This window comes from Nocardioides kongjuensis (assembly GCF_013409625.1).
Taxonomy (GTDB): Bacteria; Actinomycetota; Actinomycetes; order Propionibacteriales; family Nocardioidaceae; genus Nocardioides; species Nocardioides kongjuensis.
This window is the reverse complement of record NZ_JACCBF010000001.1, coordinates 148,202-166,279: the sequence shown is the minus strand read 5'-3', so window position 1 is coordinate 166,279 and position 18,078 is coordinate 148,202. Positions and strand designations below refer to the sequence as shown.

The 18,078-nt window shown below is 71.3% G+C and carries 16 protein-coding genes; 7 read left to right on the top strand and 9 right to left on the bottom strand.

Annotated features, from left to right (window positions below; translation table 11 throughout):
- The first annotated feature begins 48 nt into the window (after positions 1-48).
- Positions 49-1,503, top strand: coding sequence for a MocR-like transcription factor YczR (gene yczR / locus BJ958_RS00775; RefSeq protein WP_179724666.1), 1,455 nt, complete (start codon positions 49-51; stop codon positions 1,501-1,503).
- Between the two features lie 64 nt (positions 1,504-1,567).
- Here yczR and serA read toward each other — a convergent pair whose 3' ends face one another.
- The 4 genes from serA to efeU form a co-directional block, all read right to left on the bottom strand.
- On the bottom strand, positions 1,568-3,175 hold the full coding sequence (serA, locus tag BJ958_RS00770) for a phosphoglycerate dehydrogenase (protein ID WP_179724664.1): 1,608 nt from the start codon (positions 3,173-3,175) through the stop codon (positions 1,568-1,570).
- A gap of 121 nt (positions 3,176-3,296) precedes the next feature.
- Entirely contained in the window at positions 3,297-4,565 is a 1,269-nt protein-coding gene (gene efeB, locus BJ958_RS00765; protein ID WP_179729904.1) for an iron uptake transporter deferrochelatase/peroxidase subunit, read from the bottom strand.
- On the bottom strand, positions 4,562-5,761 hold the full coding sequence (efeO, locus tag BJ958_RS00760) for an iron uptake system protein EfeO (RefSeq protein WP_179724662.1): 1,200 nt from the start codon (positions 5,759-5,761) through the stop codon (positions 4,562-4,564). The genes efeB and efeO overlap by 4 nt, the downstream gene beginning before the upstream one ends.
- 3 nt (positions 5,762-5,764) lie before the next feature.
- Positions 5,765-6,628 carry an iron uptake transporter permease EfeU gene (gene efeU / locus BJ958_RS00755; RefSeq protein WP_179724660.1) on the bottom strand — a complete coding sequence of 288 codons (864 nt, stop codon included), beginning with the start codon at positions 6,626-6,628 and terminating at the stop codon, positions 5,765-5,767.
- A gap of 180 nt (positions 6,629-6,808) precedes the next feature.
- Here efeU and BJ958_RS00750 point away from each other — a divergent pair, with 180 nt between their 5' ends.
- Complete coding sequence (locus BJ958_RS00750) at positions 6,809-7,261, top strand: MaoC family dehydratase (RefSeq protein ID WP_179724658.1); 453 nt, start codon at positions 6,809-6,811, stop codon at positions 7,259-7,261.
- Between the two features lie 32 nt (positions 7,262-7,293).
- On the opposite strand, the gene BJ958_RS00745 is transcribed toward BJ958_RS00750, so the two are convergent.
- Complete coding sequence (locus tag BJ958_RS00745) at positions 7,294-7,947, bottom strand: DsbA family protein (protein ID WP_179724656.1); 654 nt, start codon at positions 7,945-7,947, stop codon at positions 7,294-7,296.
- Between the two features lie 131 nt (positions 7,948-8,078).
- On the opposite strand from BJ958_RS00745, the gene BJ958_RS00740 reads away from it, so the two are divergent.
- The 5 genes from BJ958_RS00740 to BJ958_RS00720 all read left to right on the top strand — a co-directional run bounded on the left by BJ958_RS00740 (position 8,079) and on the right by BJ958_RS00720 (position 13,995).
- Positions 8,079-9,011 carry an ABC transporter ATP-binding protein gene (locus BJ958_RS00740; protein ID WP_179724654.1) on the top strand — a complete coding sequence of 311 codons (933 nt, stop codon included), beginning with the start codon at positions 8,079-8,081 and terminating at the stop codon, positions 9,009-9,011.
- Positions 9,008-9,886, top strand: coding sequence for an ABC-2 transporter permease (locus BJ958_RS00735; RefSeq protein WP_179724652.1), 879 nt, complete (start codon positions 9,008-9,010; stop codon positions 9,884-9,886). The genes BJ958_RS00740 and BJ958_RS00735 overlap by 4 nt, the downstream gene beginning before the upstream one ends.
- A gap of 203 nt (positions 9,887-10,089) precedes the next feature.
- On the top strand, positions 10,090-12,966 hold the full coding sequence (locus BJ958_RS28895; RefSeq protein ID WP_179724650.1) for a PKD domain-containing protein: 2,877 nt from the start codon (positions 10,090-10,092) through the stop codon (positions 12,964-12,966).
- A 62-nt stretch (positions 12,967-13,028) separates the two neighbouring features.
- On the top strand, positions 13,029-13,463 hold the full coding sequence (locus tag BJ958_RS00725; protein WP_179724648.1) for an EamA family transporter: 435 nt from the start codon (positions 13,029-13,031) through the stop codon (positions 13,461-13,463).
- A 124-nt stretch (positions 13,464-13,587) separates the two neighbouring features.
- The gene (locus BJ958_RS00720; protein WP_179724646.1) at positions 13,588-13,995 is read left to right on the top strand and encodes a hypothetical protein; all 408 of its coding nucleotides are present in this window, start codon (positions 13,588-13,590) and stop codon (positions 13,993-13,995) included.
- On the opposite strand, the gene BJ958_RS00715 is transcribed toward BJ958_RS00720, so the two are convergent.
- The 4 genes from BJ958_RS00715 to BJ958_RS00700 form a co-directional block, all read right to left on the bottom strand.
- On the bottom strand, positions 13,985-14,377 hold the full coding sequence (locus BJ958_RS00715) for a VOC family protein (RefSeq protein ID WP_179724644.1): 393 nt from the start codon (positions 14,375-14,377) through the stop codon (positions 13,985-13,987). The two genes, BJ958_RS00720 and BJ958_RS00715, sit on opposite strands and share 11 nt — an antisense overlap.
- Positions 14,378-14,452: 75 nt before the next feature.
- Complete coding sequence (gene ilvC / locus BJ958_RS00710) at positions 14,453-15,478, bottom strand: ketol-acid reductoisomerase (protein ID WP_179724642.1); 1,026 nt, start codon at positions 15,476-15,478, stop codon at positions 14,453-14,455.
- Between the two features lie 74 nt (positions 15,479-15,552).
- Positions 15,553-16,092, bottom strand: a complete 540-nt coding sequence (ilvN, locus tag BJ958_RS00705; RefSeq protein WP_179724640.1) for an acetolactate synthase small subunit — start codon at positions 16,090-16,092, stop codon at positions 15,553-15,555.
- The gene (locus BJ958_RS00700) at positions 16,092-17,867 is read right to left on the bottom strand and encodes an acetolactate synthase large subunit (RefSeq protein ID WP_179724638.1); all 1,776 of its coding nucleotides are present in this window, start codon (positions 17,865-17,867) and stop codon (positions 16,092-16,094) included. Before BJ958_RS00700 ends, ilvN begins: the two co-directional genes overlap by 1 nt.
- Between the last annotated feature and the right edge of the window lie 211 nt (positions 17,868-18,078).

Sequence of the window (18,078 nt, the reverse complement as noted above, 5' to 3'; positions counted from 1 at the left end):
CGGCGATTGGACTGTTCTGAAATAGCCAATCGTGAGACAGTGGCCTGCATGACGCAGTCCACTCTGACGGCGGCGCGCCTCGCGACCCTCGTCGCGGGCTTCGACCGGTCGCCGGCGTACGTCGGCCTGGCCGACGCCCTGCGCGAGCTGATCGGCGACGGCCGGATCGGCTACGGCACCCGCCTGCCCAGCGAGCGCGACCTCACCGACGCGCTCGGCGTCTCGCGGACGACGGTGACCCGGGCGTACGCCGTGCTGCGCGAGTCCCACTACGCCGAGGCCCGCCAGGGCGCGGGCACCTTCACCCGGCTGCCCGGCGGGCGCACCCGCGCGCTCGACCGCGCGCTGTGGCCCAGCGACGTCGGCAACGGCGTGATCGACCTGGTCTGCGCGGCGGCCACCGCTCCCCCGGGCATCGCCGCGGTGTACGCCGAGGCCGCCGCCGACCTGCCTGCCCACCTCGGCGGGCACGGGTACTTCCCGGCCGGGATGCCCGACCTGCAGGCCGCCATCGCGGCGACGTACGACGCCCGCGGGCTGCCGACCGCGCCCGAGCAGGTCATCGTCACCCCGGGCGCGCTCGCGGCGACCGCGGTGGTCGGCAGCGCGCTCGCGGGCGCGCGCGAGCGGGTGCTGGTGGAGTCACCGACGTACCCCAACGCCGTGCGGGCGCTGCGCACCGGCGGCGGCCGCCTGACCACGATCGCCCTGGACCCGTCCGGGTGGGACCTGGACGCCGTGACCGCGACCGTGACCCGGCACAAGCCGCGGCTCGTCCACCTGATGCCGGACTTCCACAACCCGACCGGGCTGGTGATGTCGGAGGCCGACCGGGAGCGTTACGCCGGCCTGCTCGCCCGCCACGACGCCGTCCCCGTCGTCGACGAGGCACACCACCTGCTGGCGCTCGACGACGACGCGCGCGCCGGCACACCGTTCGCGTCGCTCGCGAAGGACGCGGTCTGCGTGGGCAGCGCGAGCAAGAGCATCTGGGGCGGACTGCGACTGGGCTGGATCCGGGCGCCGCACGCCCTCGTCGACCGGCTCACCCGGGCCCGGGTCGGGCTCGACCTCGGCGTGCCCGTGCTCGAGCAGCTGGTGCTGACCCGCCTGCTGACCGGCGACCTCGAGCCGCTGCTGCGCGGGCAGCGGGCGCGGCTGCGCGAGCAGCGCGACGCGATGGCCGGCGCGCTCGCCGAGCACCTGCCCGACTGGGAGTTCCGGCCGCCGGGTGGCGGGATGGCGCTGTGGTGCCACCTGCCCGTCGCGGGTGCGACCGCACTGTCGACCGAGGCCGAACGGCACGGCGTGCTGCTCGCACCGGGCCCGTCGTTCGCACCGGAGGGCGGTCTGGACCGCTACGTCCGGCTCCCCTACGCGATCGCCGCGCCCCAGCTGGTCGAGGCGGTACGACGGATCGCGGACGCCTGGGCGGTCGTCACCTCCGGCCGGCTGGGCGCACCGACCCCGCCGTCGGGATCCGAGCCGGTCCTGGTGGCCTGAGCGGCGTACGTGTCAGGGAGTTCATGCGCTTGTCAGGCGTTGCAACCCCTGACAAGGGCATGGATCAGACCAGGTCGACCGCGTGGATCGAGGTGGCCTCGATGGCGGTCTCGATCTGCGCCAGCGCGTCGGCCGGGATGGCGGAGTCGACGGACAGCGCGACCAGTGCCTCGCCGCCCTTGGTCTCGCGGGAGACCTGCATGCCGGCGATGTTGACCATCGCGTCGCCGAGGATCTGACCGACGGTTCCGACCATGCCGGGCCGGTCGACGTAGGTGAAGAACGCGAGGTGGTCGGTCGGCTCGATGTCGACGAGGTAGCCGTTGACCTCGACCAGCCGCTCCTTCTGGGCGATGCCGACCAGGGTGCCGCTGACGGAGACCTGGGTGCCGTCGGCGAGGGTGCCGCGCAGGGTGATCAGGTTGCGGTGGTCAGCACTCTCGCTGTCCATCACCAGGCGTACGACGATCCCGCGCTCGGCCGCGAGCAGCGGGGCGTTGACGAAGGAGACCTGCTCCTCGACGACGTGGGCGAAGACACCCTTGAGGGCGGCCAGCTCGAGCACCTTGACGTCGTGGTCCGCGATCTCGCCGCGGACCTCGACGTCGAGCTGCTGGGCGACCTCGCCGGCGACGGCGGTGAAGATCTGGCCGAGCTTCTCCGTGAGCGGGATGCCGGGCCGGACGTCCTCGGCGATCACACCGCCCTGGACGTTGACCGCGTCGGGGACCAGCTCGCCGGACAGGGCGAGCCGGACGGACCTGGCGACGGCCAGGCCGGCTTTCTCCTGGGCCTCGTCGGTGGAGGCGCCGAGGTGCGGCGTGGCGACGACGTTCTCCAGCTCGAAGAGCGGGCTGTCGGTGCAGGGCTCCTGGGTGAAGACGTCGAGGCCGGCGGCCGCGATCCGGCCGGTCTTCAGGGCGTCGTACAGCGCACCCTCGTCGACGATGCCGCCGCGTGCGGCGTTGACCAGGACCAGCGACGGCTTGGCCTTCGCGAGGGCCTCGGCGTCGATCAGGCCGGTCGTCTCGGCGGTCTTGGGCAGGTGCACCGACATGAAGTCGGACTCGGCCAGGAGGGTGTCGAGGTCGACGAGGCGGACGCCGACCTGGGCGGCGCGGCCGGCCTGGACGTAGGGGTCGTAGGCGATGACGTTCATGCCGAACGCCGCGAGGCGCTGGGCGACCAGGACGCCGATCCGACCGAGGCCGACGATGCCGACGGTCTTCTCGAACAGCTCGATGCCGGTGTACTTCGACCGCTTCCACTCGCCGTTGCGCAGCGCGGCGTGCGCGGGCGAGACGTGGCGGGCCGCGGCGAGCATCAGCGCGACGGCGAGCTCGGCCGCGGAGACGATGTTGGAGGTCGGGGCGTTCACGACCATCACGCCGGACTGGGTCGCGGCCTTCACGTCGACGTTGTCGAGGCCGACCCCGGCGCGCGCGACGACCTTGAGCCGGCCGGCGGCGGCCAGCGCCTCGGCGTCGACCTTGGTGGCGGAGCGCACCAGGATCGCGTCGACGTCCGCGATCGCCGCCAGCAGCTCGCCGCGGTCCGCGCCGTTGCAGTACCGGACCTCGAAGTCCGGGCCGAGCGCGTCGACGGTGGCCGGGCTCAGCTCTTCGGCGATCAGGACGACGGGGACGGCGGGGCGCGCGGTCGGATCGGTCACAGCGGGTCCTTCGAAGGTGCGGTTCGAGAAGGGGTGCACGGCGCTGTGCGGGGTGCCGCCAGCCTACTCGCCCGCTCCGCGCGCCCGCAGGCAAGTCCGAAGCGGGCGCAGGAGGGGGTGCTCAGGCCTCGAAGAGCGCCTGACCGACGTACTCGCCCCTGCCGACCCCGGGAGGTACGGCGAACAGCGCCTGGCCGGTGAAGCGGAGGTACTCCATCAGCGCGTCGGACTTCGACATCGCCCGTTGGAGCGGGATGAAGTGGGTGCGCGGGTCACGGAGGTAGGCGATGAAGAACAGGCCGGCGTCGAGGCCGCCGACGTCGTTGCTGCCGTCGACGAAGTTGTAGCCGCGGCGCAGGATCCGCACCCCGTCGTTGGTGTCGGGGTGCACGACGCGGACGTGTGAGTCGACCGGGATGACCGGCCCGGCGCTTCCCTTCATGTCGAAGTCCGGCTCGGTCATCTCCTCGCCGCCCGACAGCGGCGCGCCAATGCCCTTCGTGCGGCCGATGAACTGCTCCTGGGACTCCAGCGACTGCCGGTCCCAGACCTCGATGGTCATGTTGATCCGGCGGGTGACGAGGTACGAGCCGCCCGTCAGCCAGGCAGCCTTCGGGTCGTCGCCGGCCCCGACCCAGACGTGCTGGTCGAGCGCCTTCGTCTCCTCCGCCTTGATGTTGGCGGTGCCGTCCTTGAAGCCGAACAGGTTGCGCGGCGTGGACTGGGTGGTCGAGGTGGTCGAGGTGCGCCCGAAGCCGAGCTGGGACCAGCGCACCGCCGTCGTGCCGAACCCGATCCGGACCAGGTTGCGGATCGCGTGGACCGCGACCTGCGGGTCGTCGGCGCAGGCCTGGATGCAGATGTCGCCGTCGCTGCGGGCGGGGTCGAGCACGTCGGCGGAGAACCGGGGCAGCTGCTCGAGCGCCTCCGGACGGCGCTCGGCGAGACCGAAGCGGTCCTTGCCGTCGGCGTCGACGAACAGGCCGGGGCCGAAGCCGAAGGTGATCGTGAGCCTGCTCGGCGGCAGGTCGAGCGCCTCGCCGGTGTCGTCGGGCGGCGCGTTGCCCGGACCGTCGACAGCGCCGACCGGGCCGGCGGACCCGCCCTCGGTCATCCGCGCCGCCGCCTCGGTCCACGCCTTCAGCAGTGCGACCAGCTCGTCGCGGTCCTCGGTCGTCACGTCGAGCGCGACGAAGTGCAGCCGGTCCTGGGCGGGCGTGACGATGCCCGCCTGGCGCTCCCCGTGGAACGGGTACGACGCCGCCGCGGCCGCGACCTTCGCGGTCTCGGGAGCAGCGAACCGGCCGGCCGCGAAGGCGCCGGCGACCCCGGCCGCAGCCGCGCCACCGCCGAGGAGCCCGCGCCTGCTGACGCGGCCGTTGCCGGTCAGGAGGTCACCGCCGCGGTGAGCCTGGAGAGCGGCTCGGACAGCGCGTTGACCGCGTCGGTCATCTTCTTCGTGTCCGCCGGCTCGAGCGCGGTGTAGAGCACGAAGCCGTCACCGTCGCGGTACTCGTCGAGCACCGCCTGCAGCGCGTCGAACTTCGCGGTCAGCTCCTTCGCCAGCGCCGGGTCCTTGCCCTCGAGCAGGCCCTGGACCCCCTCGTAGGCCACCCGGGCGCCGTCGACGTTGGCCTGGAAGTCCCACAGGTCGGTGTGCGACCAGGCCTCCTCCTCGCCGGTGATCTTGCCGTTGGCGACCTCCTCGAGCAGGCCGATCGAGCCGTTGGCGATCGCGTCGATCGGGTAGGTCAGTGCGTCGGCGCCCGTGGCCCGGATCCGCCCGTCGAGCTCGGTGACGTTGGCCAGCAGGTCGTCGCCGTACGTCGTGCGCTCGGCGGGCGTCAGCGCGGTGTAGCCCTTCGCGTCCTGGGGCCACAGGTCCTTCTCGATGCGGTGCCATCCGGTCCACTTCTCGCCGGCGGCGAGGTCGACGTCGGCCTCGCGGGCGTCGGTCTTGGGGTCGAGGTCGCCGAAGGACTCCGCGACGGTCTCGATCCGCTCCCAGTGCTCGCGGGCGACCGGGTAGAGCGCTCGGGCCTCGTCGTCCTTGCCGGCCTCGTAGAGCTCGACGAACTGCTTGGTCTTCTCCAGCAGCTGGCCGGACTGGTCCTGCACGTAGCTGCGGTAGTTGGCCTGGGCCTGGTCGATCAGCTCCTGGTCGGACGCGCTGACCTGCTGCTCGTCGTCGGAGTGGGTGACGGTGAACGGCGCCCGGATGCCCTCGCCGACCATGCCCGGCTTGCAGGCGGTGAAGTAGTCACCCTCGGGCACGTTGACGGTGAGCTTCTTCGTGAGGTTCGGGCCGATGTTCTCGACCTCGCCGACGATCCGCAGCCCGTCGCTGCCGAGCAGGTAGAACTCGGTGACGTCCGAGCCGGTGTTGGTGACGTCGAAGCTCAGCGTGCCGGCGGGCGCCTTGGTCGCCGAGAGCTCGCAGCCGTCGGCGCTCGAGCCGACGGTCAGGGCGCGGGCGTCGGCGCCCTTGCCCCCGTCGTCGCCGGAGGAGGCGTTCTCGGTGCAGGCGGCGAGCATCGGTGCGACGGCCAGCGCGGCCACGGACGCGAGCAGGGTCTTGGTGCGCATGGATCAGTGCTCCTGGAGCTGCGGGGAGGGAGGGGTCGGACGCTTGCTGCGGGTCCGGAGGAGGAAGAGTCCGCCGACGGGGACGACGTACAGCACCCAGGCGGTGGCCTCGAGCCAGGTCGTGGCGGGCGAGAAGTTGAAGACGCCCTTGAGCAGGGTGCCGTACCAGGACGACGGCGCGATCGCGTCGGAGACGTCGAAGGCCAGGGCGTGCAGGCCCGGCAGGATCCCTGCCTCCTGCAGGTCGTGGATGCCGTAGGCGAGGACGCCGGCGGCGACCAGGATGAGGAAGGCGCCGGTCCAGGTGAAGAAGGCCGACAGGTCGAGGCGGATCGCGCCCCGGTAGATCAGGTGGCCGAGTGCGACGGCGACCAGGATGCCGAGCAGCGCGCCGACCAACGGCTCCCAGGTCGGGGTCACCGACCCGATCGTGTCGCGGGTCCCGGCCTGGGTGGCCGCCCACAGGAAGAGCGCGGTCTCGAGGCCCTCGCGGCCGACCGCCAGGACCGCGACGACCACCAGCGACCAGCGCCCACCGTCGGCGGCCCGGTCGATCTGGCCGCGCAGCTCGGCACCCAGCCCGCGGGCCGCGGTCGACATCCAGAAGATCATCCAGGTCACGAACGCGACGGCGACGATCGACAGGCTGCCGCCGATCGCCTCCTGGGCCTCGAAGGTCAGGCCACGGGGCCCGAAGGTCAGGGCGGCGCCGAACCCGAGCGCGACCGCGACCGCGATGCCGACGCCCAGCCAGATCCTGGGCAGCAGCTCACGGCGCTCGGTCTTGACGAGGTAGGCCACCAGGATGCTGACGACCAGCGCGGCCTCGAGGCCTTCGCGCAGTCCGATCAGCAAGTTGGCGAGCACGAACGTCGAGGTTACTCCCCATGGTTAGCCTTGCCTAATGGAGGGTGCCCTCACCTACCTGTCCCGCGCGCCCGGTGGCGCCCCGGGACGTGAGACGGGGCGCGGCGGTTGCTGACCGTCGTACCCGGGAGTCCTAAGGTCGAGGCACCAGGGATTCGCCGTCGACGAAGGAGTCAGGCCATGCGCGTTTTCACGACGTTCGAGGAGCTCACCGAGGCCGCCGGGACCGAGCTGGGGACCAGTGACTGGGTCACCATCGACCAGCGCCGGGTCAACCAGTTCGCGGACGCGACCGGCGACCACCAGTGGATCCACGTCGACCTGGAGCGCGCCAAGGAGGGACCGTTCGGCGGCACCATCGCCCACGGCTACCTGACCCTGTCGCTGGTGCCGTGGCTCGGCAGCCAGGTGTTCACGCTGCGCACCCCGGGCGCCAAGCTCAACTACGGCGTCAACAAGGTCCGCTTCCCCGCGCCGCTGCTCGTCGGCAAGCGGATCCGGCTGCACGTCACGATGGGTGACGTCGTCGACATCCCCAGCGGCAAGCAGCTCACCGTGCACCACACGATCGAGATCGAGGACGAGGCCAAGCCGGCCTGCGTCGCCGAGACGGTCGTCCTGCTGCTGCCCTGAACCGAGCTCGTCGAGCTGTGGCCCGAGACGGACTACTCGACGAGCTCGGCCTCGCGGCTGTCCCAGGCCTGCGTGAGCGCCTGCTCGAACAGCTCGGTCGGCTGCGCGCCGGAGATGCCGAAGCGGCCGTCGAGGACGAAGAACGGGACGCCGCTCGAGCCGTAGGCCCGCGCCTGCGCGACGTCGGCCATCACCTCGTCGCGGAACTCGTCGCTGCCGAGCACGTCCTCGACCCGGCCGGCGTCGAGCCCGGCCGCGGCCGCCGCCCGGCGGAGCACGTCGTGGTCGCCGAGCGACTCACCGCGGGTGAAGTACGCCGCCAGGACCTGCTCCATCAGCTGGTGCTGACGACCCTCGGCCGCGGCCAGGTGGAGCAGGCGGTGCGCGGTCAGCGTGCGCGCGTGGAGCGCGTCGGCGTGGGCGAACTCCAGGCCCTCCCCCGCGGCGACCTCGTCGGCGCGGGCCATCATCTCCCGGGTGCCGGCCTCGTCGGCACCGAACTTGCGACCCAGCACCTGCACGGTGGTCTCGGTGCCGACCTCGGGCGCGAACGGGTCCAGCTCGTAGGAGCGGTAGACGACCTCCACCTCGTCGCGGTGCTCGAACGAGGCGAGCGCCTTCTCCAGTCGGCGCTTGCCGATGTAGCACCACGGACACACGACGTCAGCCCAGATCTCGATACGCACGAGGGGTGCAACGCGTCGTACCCCTGATTGCTTCCCCGGCGAACCCCTAGGGGCCGCGGGGGCGAGGTCAGGGACGGGTCAAGGGATCTGCCCGAAGCGAGCGGCCCCCTCCGGGCGACAGGCTTCGGGACATGATCACAGTCGAGTCCCTCAGCAAGTCGTACGGGAGCTTCACCGCCGTCGACGACGTGTCGTTCACCGCCGCACCGGGCCGCGTCACCGGGTTCCTCGGACCCAACGGTGCCGGCAAGTCCACCACCATGCGGGTGATGGTCGGCCTGACGGCGCCCGGCAGCGGTGAGGTCCGCGTCCTCGGGCGCCGTTTCGCCGACCTGCCCGACCCGGGCCGCGAGGTCGGCGTGCTCCTGGACGCGTCGGCCCAGCACGCCGGGCGGACCGGGCGCGAGATCCTCACGATCGCCGCCCTGACCATGGGCCTGCCGCGCACCCGTGTCGACGAGATGCTCGAGCGGGTCAGCCTGACGCCGGACGAGGCCAGCCGCCGGGTCCGCAACTACTCGCTGGGCATGCGGCAGCGCCTGGGCATCGGTACGGCGCTGCTCGGCAACCCCGAGGTGCTGATCCTCGACGAGCCCGCCAACGGCCTGGACCCGGCCGGCATCCGCTGGATGCGCGACCTGCTGCGCGACTTCGCCGACCAGGGCGGCACCGTCCTGCTCTCCAGCCACCTGCTGCACGAGATCGAGGTCATCGCCGACGACCTCGTCGTCATCGGCAACGGCCGGATCGTCGCCCAGGGCACCAAGGAGGAGCTGCTCGCCGGCGCCGGCACCCTGGTCCGCGCCGCCGACGGCACGACGCTCGCCGCCGCGCTGGCCGCCGCCGGGATCACCGCGCGGCCCACCTCCGGTGGCGCCGTCCTCGCCGAGGCCGACCTCACCCGCGTCGGCCAGGCCGCCTTCGCGGCCGGCATCGCCGTCACCGAGCTGCGCGCCGCCGACGGCGCCGGCCTCGAGGAGATGTTCCTGGCGCTCACCGCCGAGAGCCAGCGCGAGACCGTCACCACCACCCAGACCACCACCACCCAAGGAGCAGCGGCATGATCACCCCACTGAGTTCTTCTCCTCCGCTTCGCTCCCCCGAACAACTCAGCGGGGACCCCGATCCGAGAGCCACCACCCTCGACGCCGCACCGGGCGTCGTACCCGAGCGGACGCGTCCCGTGCCCGCCCGGACCCCGTTCAGCCGGGTGCAGCGCGTCGAGCTGCGCAAGATGTTCGACACCCGCTCCGGCTTCTGGCTGATGGCGAGCATCGTCATCACCTCCGCCATCGCCACGGTGATCACGCTGCTGGTCGGCGATCGCGACGACCTCACCTTCGACTCGTTCGCCGCGGCGATCGGCAGCCCGATGTCGATCATCCTCCCGGTGATCGGCGTGCTCGCGGTGACCAGCGAGTGGAGCCAGCGCACCACGCTGACCACGTTCACCCTGGTGCCGGGCCGCTCCCGGGTGCTGGCGGCCAAGCTGCTCAACACGTTGGCCATCGGCTTCGCCGGCATGCTCATCGCGCTCGGCGTGGGCGCCCTCGGCAACCTGGTCACCTCGATGATCACCGGCGTCGACCCGGTCTGGGACATCTCGTTCGGCACCTTCGCGCAGATCGTGCTCGCCAACGAGCTCGGCATGCTGCTCGGCTTCGCGCTCGGCCTGCTGTTCCGCAGCTCGCCCGCCGCGATCGTCGGCTACTTCGTGGTCAACCTCGTGCTCCCCGGCCTGTCCGGCGCCCTGGCCTCCGCCCAGGAGTGGTGGGCCGACAACGCCGGCTGGTTCGACCTCAACCAGACCCGCTTCCTGCTCTTCGACAGCAGCCTCACCGGCCAGGAGTGGGCCCAGCTCGGCGTCACCTCGCTCCTGTGGATCGCGCTGCCGCTCCTCATCGGCACCCGGCTGGTGCTCCGCTCCGAGGTGAAGTAGCGACCCGGCTCGAAGCAGCTCGCCATCAGCGCCGACCCGGCAGAAGATGACTCCCCCGATGTCATCTTCTGCCGGGTCGGGGCATTTCCCGAGCCAGTTCCTGCCGGGTCGGCGTGCATGCAGATGCCCAACATGGGTGAGTCGCCCGGGGCGGGAACATGCGAGCGTCGTGTGGTCTCGACAGACTCACCTGGGGGCCAACCGTGCGCAGTCGTCCTGTCCGCATCATCCTGCTCGTCGCGGCCATGGTGGCTGCCCTCCTCGGCGCCGCCGGCGCGGGACAGTCACCCGCGCACGCGCAACCGGCGCACCATCGGCTGATCCCGTCGGCAGTGCCGGCGACGACACCGAACATCCTGGACGGTCGGACGCTGGCGATCGCCGAGGTCGGCAGCAAGGTCTTCGTGGGTGGCACCTTCACCCTGGCGCAGAACCCGGACACGAGCGCGCAGCTGCCGACGCCGTACCTGTTCGCCTACGACCGTGGCACCGGCGTCATCGACCCGGTCTTCGCGCCGGCGCTCGACGGCCAGGTGACCGCGATCGTGGCGTCGCCGGACGGCAGCGCGCTGTACGTCGCCGGCACCTTCAAGCTCGCCGGTACGACGAAGGTCCGCAACGTCATCAAGATCAACACGACCACCGGGGCCCTGGTCCCGGGGTTCAAGAACCCCAGCCCCAACGGCAGCGTGCTCGACCTCGCCCTCGTCGGCAGCCGGCTGTTCCTCGCAGGAACCTTCACCACGGTCGCCACCCTGCCGCGGGCCGGGCTGGCCTCGCTGAGCGCGACCACCGGCGAGGTGGACGAGTACCTCAAGGTCGCCGTCGACACGAACCACAACTGGCCCTCCGGTACGGCGAAGGCGCCGGTGGGCGTCGGGAAGCTGGCCGCCAGCCCCGACGGCTCCCGACTGGTCGGGATCGGCAACTTCAAGCACGCCGACGGCCTCGACCGCGACCAGGTCGTGCTGATCCGGCTCGGCACCGACAACGCCTACGTCGACCCCGACTGGAAGACGACGCGCTACACGCCCGCGTGCAGCAAGAACTCCTTCGACTCCTACGTGCGCGACGTCGACTACTCCCCCGACAGCTCCTACTTCGTGGTCGCCTCCAGCGGCGCCGGCTACAACGGAACGCTGTGCGACTCCGCGGCCCGCTTCGACACCGCGGTCACCGGCCAGGACGTGCAGCCGACCTGGCAGGCCGCGACCGGCCAGGACTCGCTGCTCTCGGTCGCGATCGCCGACAACGTCGTCTACGTCGGCGGCCACCAGAAGTGGATGAACGCCATCCAGAGCGGCTCCGACGAGCAGGCCGGGCAGGTGCCGCGGCCCGGCCTGGCCGCTCTCGACCCGCAGAACGGCATCCCGTTGACCTGGAACCCGGGCCGGCACCCGCGCGGCATCGGCGCCGAGGAGCTGCTGGCGACCGACAACGGCGTGTACGTCGGCAGCGACACCGAGTACATCGGCAACGGTGAGTACCGCCGGGCCCGCCTCGCCTTCTTCCCTGTGGAAGGCGGGACGGCCCCGGTCACCCAGGCCGACCCGGTGCTGCCGCGCAGCCTCTACCGGCTCTCCGCCAACACGGTCACCACGCGACAGTTCTCCGGCACCTCGATCACGACCCCGACCACGGTGCCCACCACGGGCGGAGCCAACTGGAACAACGTGCGCGGCGCGTTCATGATCGGCTCCAAGCTGGTCTACGGGGCGACCGACAACAAGCTGCACTACCGGACCTTCGACGGCACGGCGTTCGGGCCGGACAACGTCATCGACCCCTACAACGACCCCTACTGGAGCAGCGTCACCACCAGTGGTGGCACGCAGACCTATCGCGGCCGGGTGCCCAACCTCTACGGGCAGCTGTCCAACGTGACCGGCATGGCGTACGCCGACGGTCGGCTCTACTACACCCGCAGCCTGCAGGGGAAGGTGTTCTGGCGCTGGTTCTCGCCGCAGAGCCTGATCGTCGGAGCGGCCGAGTTCACGGTCGCGTCGTCGAACTTCCCGCTGCTGCAGGACGTCCGCAACCTCGTGTACGCCGACGGCCAGCTGTGGGCCGGCATGTCGACGAACCAGCTGTGGCGCCTGCCCGTCGCGGACGGCGTCACCAGCGGCACCTGGACCCGGGTGACCGGCAACGGCATCGACACCAGCCCGGTGTGGTCGAGCGGCACCATGTTCCTCGGCCCGCTCGCCAACCAGCTGCCGACCGCGGCGTTCACGCCGACCTGCGCCGGGCAGTCCTGCTCCTTCGACGGCACCGCGTCGACCGATGCCGACGGCACGGTCACCTCGTGGGCGTGGAGCTTCGGCGACGGCGGTACGGCGACGGGCGCCCAGCCCAGCCACGTGTACGCCGCGCCGGGCACCTACCAGGTGACGCTCACCGTGACCGACGAGAACGGCGGCACGGGCACCACGACGCAGCCCGTCGTGATCCAGGGCGGCACCAGCCAGATCGGCTACCGGGACTCCACGGGCAAGGTCACCAACGCGACCAGCATCGTCTCGCCGATCCCGGCGACCGCGCAGGCCGGCGACGGCCTGGTCGCCGTCGTCTCGGCGGCCACTACCGCCGTACCCGCGGCACCGGCGGGCTGGACCCAGGTCGGTTCCCCCGCCGCCACCGACGCGATGACGACCGTGGTCTGGCAGAAGGTGGCCGCGGCCGACGACGCCGGCCGCAACGTGACCGTCAGCTTCGGCGCCACGGCGGTGAAGGCGACGCTGACCGTGTTGGCCTACTCCGGCACCGACCCCGGTGGTCCCGTGGCCGCGGTCGCCGGCCTCGGCGAGACGACCGCGACGACCACGCACCACAGTCCGCTGGTCAGCACGCCCGGCAACTGGGTGGTCACCGTGTGGGCCGACCGGTCCTCCGCGACGACGGCCTTCACCGAGCCCGCCGGATCGACCGTGCGGCAACGCCTGATCGGCACCGGCGGCGCCCACGCCGACCAGCTCGTCGCCGACACCGGCGGTCCCGTCGCCGCGGGCCAGTACGGCGACCAGGTCGCCACCGCCGACTCCGCGGCGAAGGGAACCAGCGTCACGATCGCCCTGCACTGACCCGGCCCGCACGACCGCGCAGGCCGCGCCCACACCGGGCGCGGCCGTGCGAGGATCCGGGCATGGAGCTGACCTCGACCTGGTGGTTCTGGGCCCTGCTGTCGGCCGCCTTCGCAGCCCTGACGGCGATCTTCGCGAAGGTGGGCGTGAAGCAGATCGACTCCGACGTCGCGACCTTCGTCCGCACCGTCGTCATCCTGGTCACGCTCGGCCTGATCCTGCTGGCGCTCGGCAAGTTCCACTCCCCCGGCGAGGTCGGCACCCGGACCTGGGTGTTCCTCGTCCTGTCCGGGCTCGCCACCGGTGCGTCCTGGATCTGCTACTTCCGCGCCCTCAAGCTCGGCGACGCCTCACTGGTCGCACCGGTCGACAAGCTCAGCGTCGTGCTCGTGGCCGTCTTCGGCGTGACCCTGCTCGGCGAGCGGCTCTCGCTCCTGCAGTGGGGCGGGGTCGCGCTGGTGGGCGCGGGTGCCGTTCTGCTGGTGGTCAGCGGGTGAATTCCCTTTCCTGGTGGGGAGTTCTCCCCATCGACGCCCTCTCGTGGCAAGCCCTAGCGTCCTGCCCATGGACGACCGGTCACCTCGATCTGCCGGGGCTGGAGGTGCGGGCTCGGCGGTTGACGTGGGGCTCGAGGAGACCGGTCTCCTCGTCGGGGACAGGCGGGTCGCACGCCGTGCTCGGCGGCTGCACCGCCGGCTCGCCGCGACGATCGGGCCTGTCGTCGCCTCGGACGACGTGGTCGACCTCGCGGCTGTCGTGCAGGACCTGGACGGCAGGCCCGTCGACGGGCTGATCGTCGTCACGCCGACGACCGTCGTCGTCGCCCACCGGCAACGCCGGCACCACGTGGAGACGGTCCTGGTCCCGCGCTCCTCCATCACGGCGGTGTCGGTGTCGACCGGGGCCGACGGCCGCTCGACGGCCATCGAGCTGGTGACCGCCGGCGGGATCAGGCGGCTCTCGCTCGCCGGAGGCTCGCACGCCCTCGACGGCCGGCTGGCCGAGGTCCTCGGGCCCCTCAGCGGGTGAACAGGCAGAAGGTGTGGCCCGCCGGGTCGGCGTACACGCGCAACGGCTCCTCGGGGTCGTCGGACTGGTCGGAGCGGACGACGGCGCCCAGCTCGAGGGCGCGCTGGTGGTTCACCTCGAGGTCGGTGCGGTCCTCGACCTGGAAGTCGAGGTGCAGCTGCTGCGGCACCTCGGCGTCCGGCCAGGTCGTCGCAGCGAGCTCGTCGACCTGCTGGAAGGACAGCCGCTCGCCGGAGGGCCCGACGATCGAGCGCCAGTCGGTGAACTCGTCGATGTCGAAGCCCTCGGGGTAGGACCAGCCGAGGAGCCGGCGGTAGAACTCCGCCAGCAGGGGGACGTCGGTGGTGTCGAGGACGGTGCTGCGCAGCCGCGGGTAGCCCATGTCCGCAACCCTGCCACGAGACGCCGACACCCCCGGCCCTGACGGGTCCGGGGGTGTCGTGCGTACGACGCGAGGTCAGCGCGCGGCCGAGCCCTCGGTGTAGTCGTCGTCGGTGTGCGCCCACGAGAAGTGCGAGCGCAGGGTCTTGCCGACGGCCTCGATCGGGTGCTGGGCACCCTTCTCACGCAGCGCCTTGAACTCCGGCGCGCCGGCGTCCTGGTCGGCGATGAAGCGCTCGGCGAACGCGCCGCTCTGGATGTCGGCGAGGACGGCCTGCATGTTCTCCTTCACGTGCGGGTCGATGACGCGCGGGCCGGAGACGTAGTCGCCGTACTCAGCGGTGTCGGAGACCGACCAGCGCTGCTTGGCGATGCCGCCCTCCCACATCAGGTCGACGATGAGCTTGAGCTCGTGAAGGACCTCGAAGTAGGCGATCTCGCCCTGGTAGCCGGCCTCGGTGAGGGTCTCGTAGCCGTACTGGATCAGCTGCGAGACACCACCGCACAGGACCGACTGCTCACCGAACAGGTCGGTCTCGGTCTCCTCGGTGAAGGTGGTCTTGATGACGCCGGCGCGGGTGCCGCCGATGCCCTTCGCGTAGGACTTCGCGAGGTCCCAGGCCTTGCCCGAGGCGTCCTGCTCGACGGCGATGATGTCCGGGATGCCGCGCCCGGCGACGTACTCGCGGCGCACGGTGTGGCCCGGGGCCTTCGGCGCGACGAGGATGACGTCGACGCCGGCCGGCGGCTGGATGTAGCCGAAGCGGATGTTGAATCCGTGGCCGAAGACCAGGGTGTCGCCCTCGGCGAGCGCCGGCGCGATGTCGTCGGCGTACAGGTGACGCTGCACCTGGTCGGGGGCGAGGATGACGATGACGTCGGCCTCCTCCGCGGCCTCGCGGGGGGTCAGGACGCGCAGGCCCTCCTCCTCCGCCTTGGCGCGGCTCTTCGAGCCCTCCTTGAGGCCGACGCGGACGTCGACGCCGGAGTCGCGCAGGTTCAGCGCGTGCGCGTGGCCCTGGCTGCCGTAACCGATGACGGCGACGTGCTTGCCCTGGATCAGGGACAGGTCGGCGTCGTCGTCGTAGTAGATCTCAGCCACGTCGGGCTTCTCCTTGTATCTCGGTGGTTGAGGTGCGAGGGCAGCGAGCCTCGAACCTCAGGGGTGGGGTGTTTTCAGGCGTTGGCGGCGGGCGGCACCGGTACGGCGACGGGCTTGCTGCGCTCCGAGATGGAGCGCGGCCCGCGGCCGATGGCCACCATGCCGGACTGCACGAGCTCGCGGATCCCGAAGGGCTCCAGCACGCGCAGGAAGTCGGAGATCTTGCCGTCGTTGCCGACGATCTGCATGGTGATGGCGTCCGAGGCGACGTCGATGACCTTCGCCTTGAACAGCTGGACGATGTCGAGGACCTCGCCGCGGTTCTCCGCCGTGGCGGCGACCTTGACCAGCACCAGCTCCCGGTTGACCGAGGCCGTCGGGTCGAGCTCGACGATCTTGATGACCTCGACCAGCTTGTTGAGCTGCTTGGTGACCTGCTCGAGCGGCGAGGAGTCGACGTTGACCACGATCGTCATCCGCGAGATCTCGTCGTGCTCGGTCGGGCCGACCGCCAGCGACTCGATGTTGAAGCCGCGGCGGCTGAACAGCGCGGAGATGCGCGCCAGGACTCCGGGCTTGTCCTCGACGAGGACGGACAGGGTGTGCTTGGCCATCAGAGGTCGTCCTCGTCGAACTGGGGCGCGAGGTCCCGCGCGTACTTGATGTCGTCGTTGCTGGTGCCGGCGGCCACCATCGGCCACACCATGGCGTCGCGGTGCACCCGGAAGTCGACGACGACGGGCACGTCGTTGATCTCCATCGCCTTCTGGATGGTCGCGTCGACGTCGTCGGGCGACTCGCAGGCCAGGCCCACGCAGCCGTAGGCGTCGGCCAGCTTGACGAAGTCCGGGATCCGCTTCGAGTGCAGGTCGGTGTTGGAGTAGCGCGAGTTGTAGAACAGCGTCTGCCACTGGCGCACCATGCCGAGCGACTCGTTGTTGATGACCGCGACCTTGATCGGGATGTTGTTGATCGCGCAGGTGGCGAGCTCCTGGTTGGTCATCTGGAAGCAGCCGTCGCCGTCGACCGACCACACGGTCTGGTCGGGCATGGCGACCTTGGCACCCATCGCGGCCGGGACCGAGAAGCCCATGGTGCCGAGACCGCCGGAGTTGATCCAGGTGTTGGGGCGCTCGTAGCCGACGAAGTGCGCGGCCCACATCTGGTGCTGGCCGACGCCCGCGGTGTAGATCGTGTCGGGGCCGGAGATGACGCCGAGTCGCTCGAGGACGTACTGCGGCGCGAGGCCGCCGTCGGTGGGACGGTCGTAGCCGAGCGGGTACTTCTTCTTCACCCCGGCGCAGAACGCGACCCAGCCCTCGTAGTCACCCGTGTTGCCGGCCTCCTGCTCGGTGCGCAGGGTGGTGATCAGGTCGACCAGCACCTCGCGCACGTCGCCCACGATCGGGACGTCGGCGTAGCGGTTCTTGCCGATCTCGGCCGGGTCGATGTCGGCGTGGATGACCTTCGCACCGGGCGCGAACGAGTCGAGGTTGCCGGTGACGCGGTCGTCGAAGCGGGCACCGAGGCTGATGATCAGGTCGCTCTTCTGCAGCGCCGCGACGGCCGCCACGGTGCCGTGCATGCCGGGCATGCCGAGGTGCTGCGGGTGGCTGTCGGGGAACGCGCCGCGCGCCATCAGCGTGGTGACCACCGGGATGCCGGTGAGCTCGGCGAGGGCCAGCAGCTCCTTGGAGGCGCCGGACCGGATGGTGCCGCCGCCGACGTACAGGACCGGCTTGCGCGACTCGAGCATGAGGCGCGCGGCCTCGCGGATCTGCTTGGCGTGCGGCCGGGTCACCGGTCGGTAGCCGGGCAGGTTCAGCTCGGTGGGCCACTGGAAGGTGGTGCTGGACTGCAGCGCGGACTTCGTCACGTCGACCAGGACCGGGCCGGGGCGGCCGGTCGAGGCGATGTGGAAGGCCTCGGCGATCTTGGTGGGGATCTCCGCGGGGTCGGTCACCAGGAAGCTGTGCTTGGTGATCGGCATCGTGATGCCGCGGATGTCCGCCTCCTGGAAGGCGTCCGTGCCGATCAGCGAGGCGCCGACCTGGCCGGTGATCGCGACCATCGGCAGCGAGTCCATGTGGGCGTCCGCGAGCGGGGTGACCAGGTTGGTCGCACCGGGGCCGGACGTCGCCATGCAGACGCCGACCTTGCCGGACGCGGCGGCGTACCCCTGCGCGGCGTGGCCGGCACCCTGCTCGTGGCGCACGAGGATGTGCCGGATGCTGCTGTCCATCAGCGGGTCGTACGCCGGGAGGATCGCTCCGCCGGGGATGCCGAAGATGTCGGTGACACCCGCCGCCTCGAGGGACCGGACCAGGCTCTGCGCCCCGGTGATGCCGTGTTGCTGGGAGTTGGCGCCCGAGCCCTGCTGCTCACTCATCCGAGTCGTTCCTTGTCTGCTGTGGTGGGCTGATCTGCTGGTCGTAACTCAACAAAAAACCCCTCGGTTGCTGGGCAACGAGGGGTGGACGCGCTGGCGATTGACTGACGGATTGTCCTGGTCAGGATCAGCCGGCGCGTCCGGTGCGTACGAGAAGCAGGTCATGCATGGAATCACCGTAGCCGCCGCACGTCGTGCCGTCGAACCAGTG

What these genes read in the sequence shown, in the direction of transcription:
- BJ958_RS00700 (WP_179724638.1), bottom strand. Translation starts at nt 17,867, where the DNA reads ATGAGTGAGCAGCAGGGCTCGGGCGCCAACTCCCAGCAACACGGCATC.
- ilvN (WP_179724640.1), bottom strand. Translation starts at nt 16,092, where the DNA reads ATGGCCAAGCACACCCTGTCCGTCCTCGTCGAGGACAAGCCCGGAGTC.
- yczR (WP_179724666.1), top strand. Translation starts at nt 49, where the DNA reads ATGACGCAGTCCACTCTGACGGCGGCGCGCCTCGCGACCCTCGTCGCG.
- BJ958_RS00735 (WP_179724652.1), top strand. Translation starts at nt 9,008, where the DNA reads ATGATCACCCCACTGAGTTCTTCTCCTCCGCTTCGCTCCCCCGAACAA.
- efeO (WP_179724662.1), bottom strand. Translation starts at nt 5,761, where the DNA reads ATGCGCACCAAGACCCTGCTCGCGTCCGTGGCCGCGCTGGCCGTCGCA.
- BJ958_RS00725 (WP_179724648.1), top strand. Translation starts at nt 13,029, where the DNA reads ATGGAGCTGACCTCGACCTGGTGGTTCTGGGCCCTGCTGTCGGCCGCC.
- BJ958_RS00715 (WP_179724644.1), bottom strand. Translation starts at nt 14,377, where the DNA reads ATGGGCTACCCGCGGCTGCGCAGCACCGTCCTCGACACCACCGACGTC.
- BJ958_RS00740 (WP_179724654.1), top strand. Translation starts at nt 8,079, where the DNA reads ATGATCACAGTCGAGTCCCTCAGCAAGTCGTACGGGAGCTTCACCGCC.
- BJ958_RS00750 (WP_179724658.1), top strand. Translation starts at nt 6,809, where the DNA reads ATGCGCGTTTTCACGACGTTCGAGGAGCTCACCGAGGCCGCCGGGACC.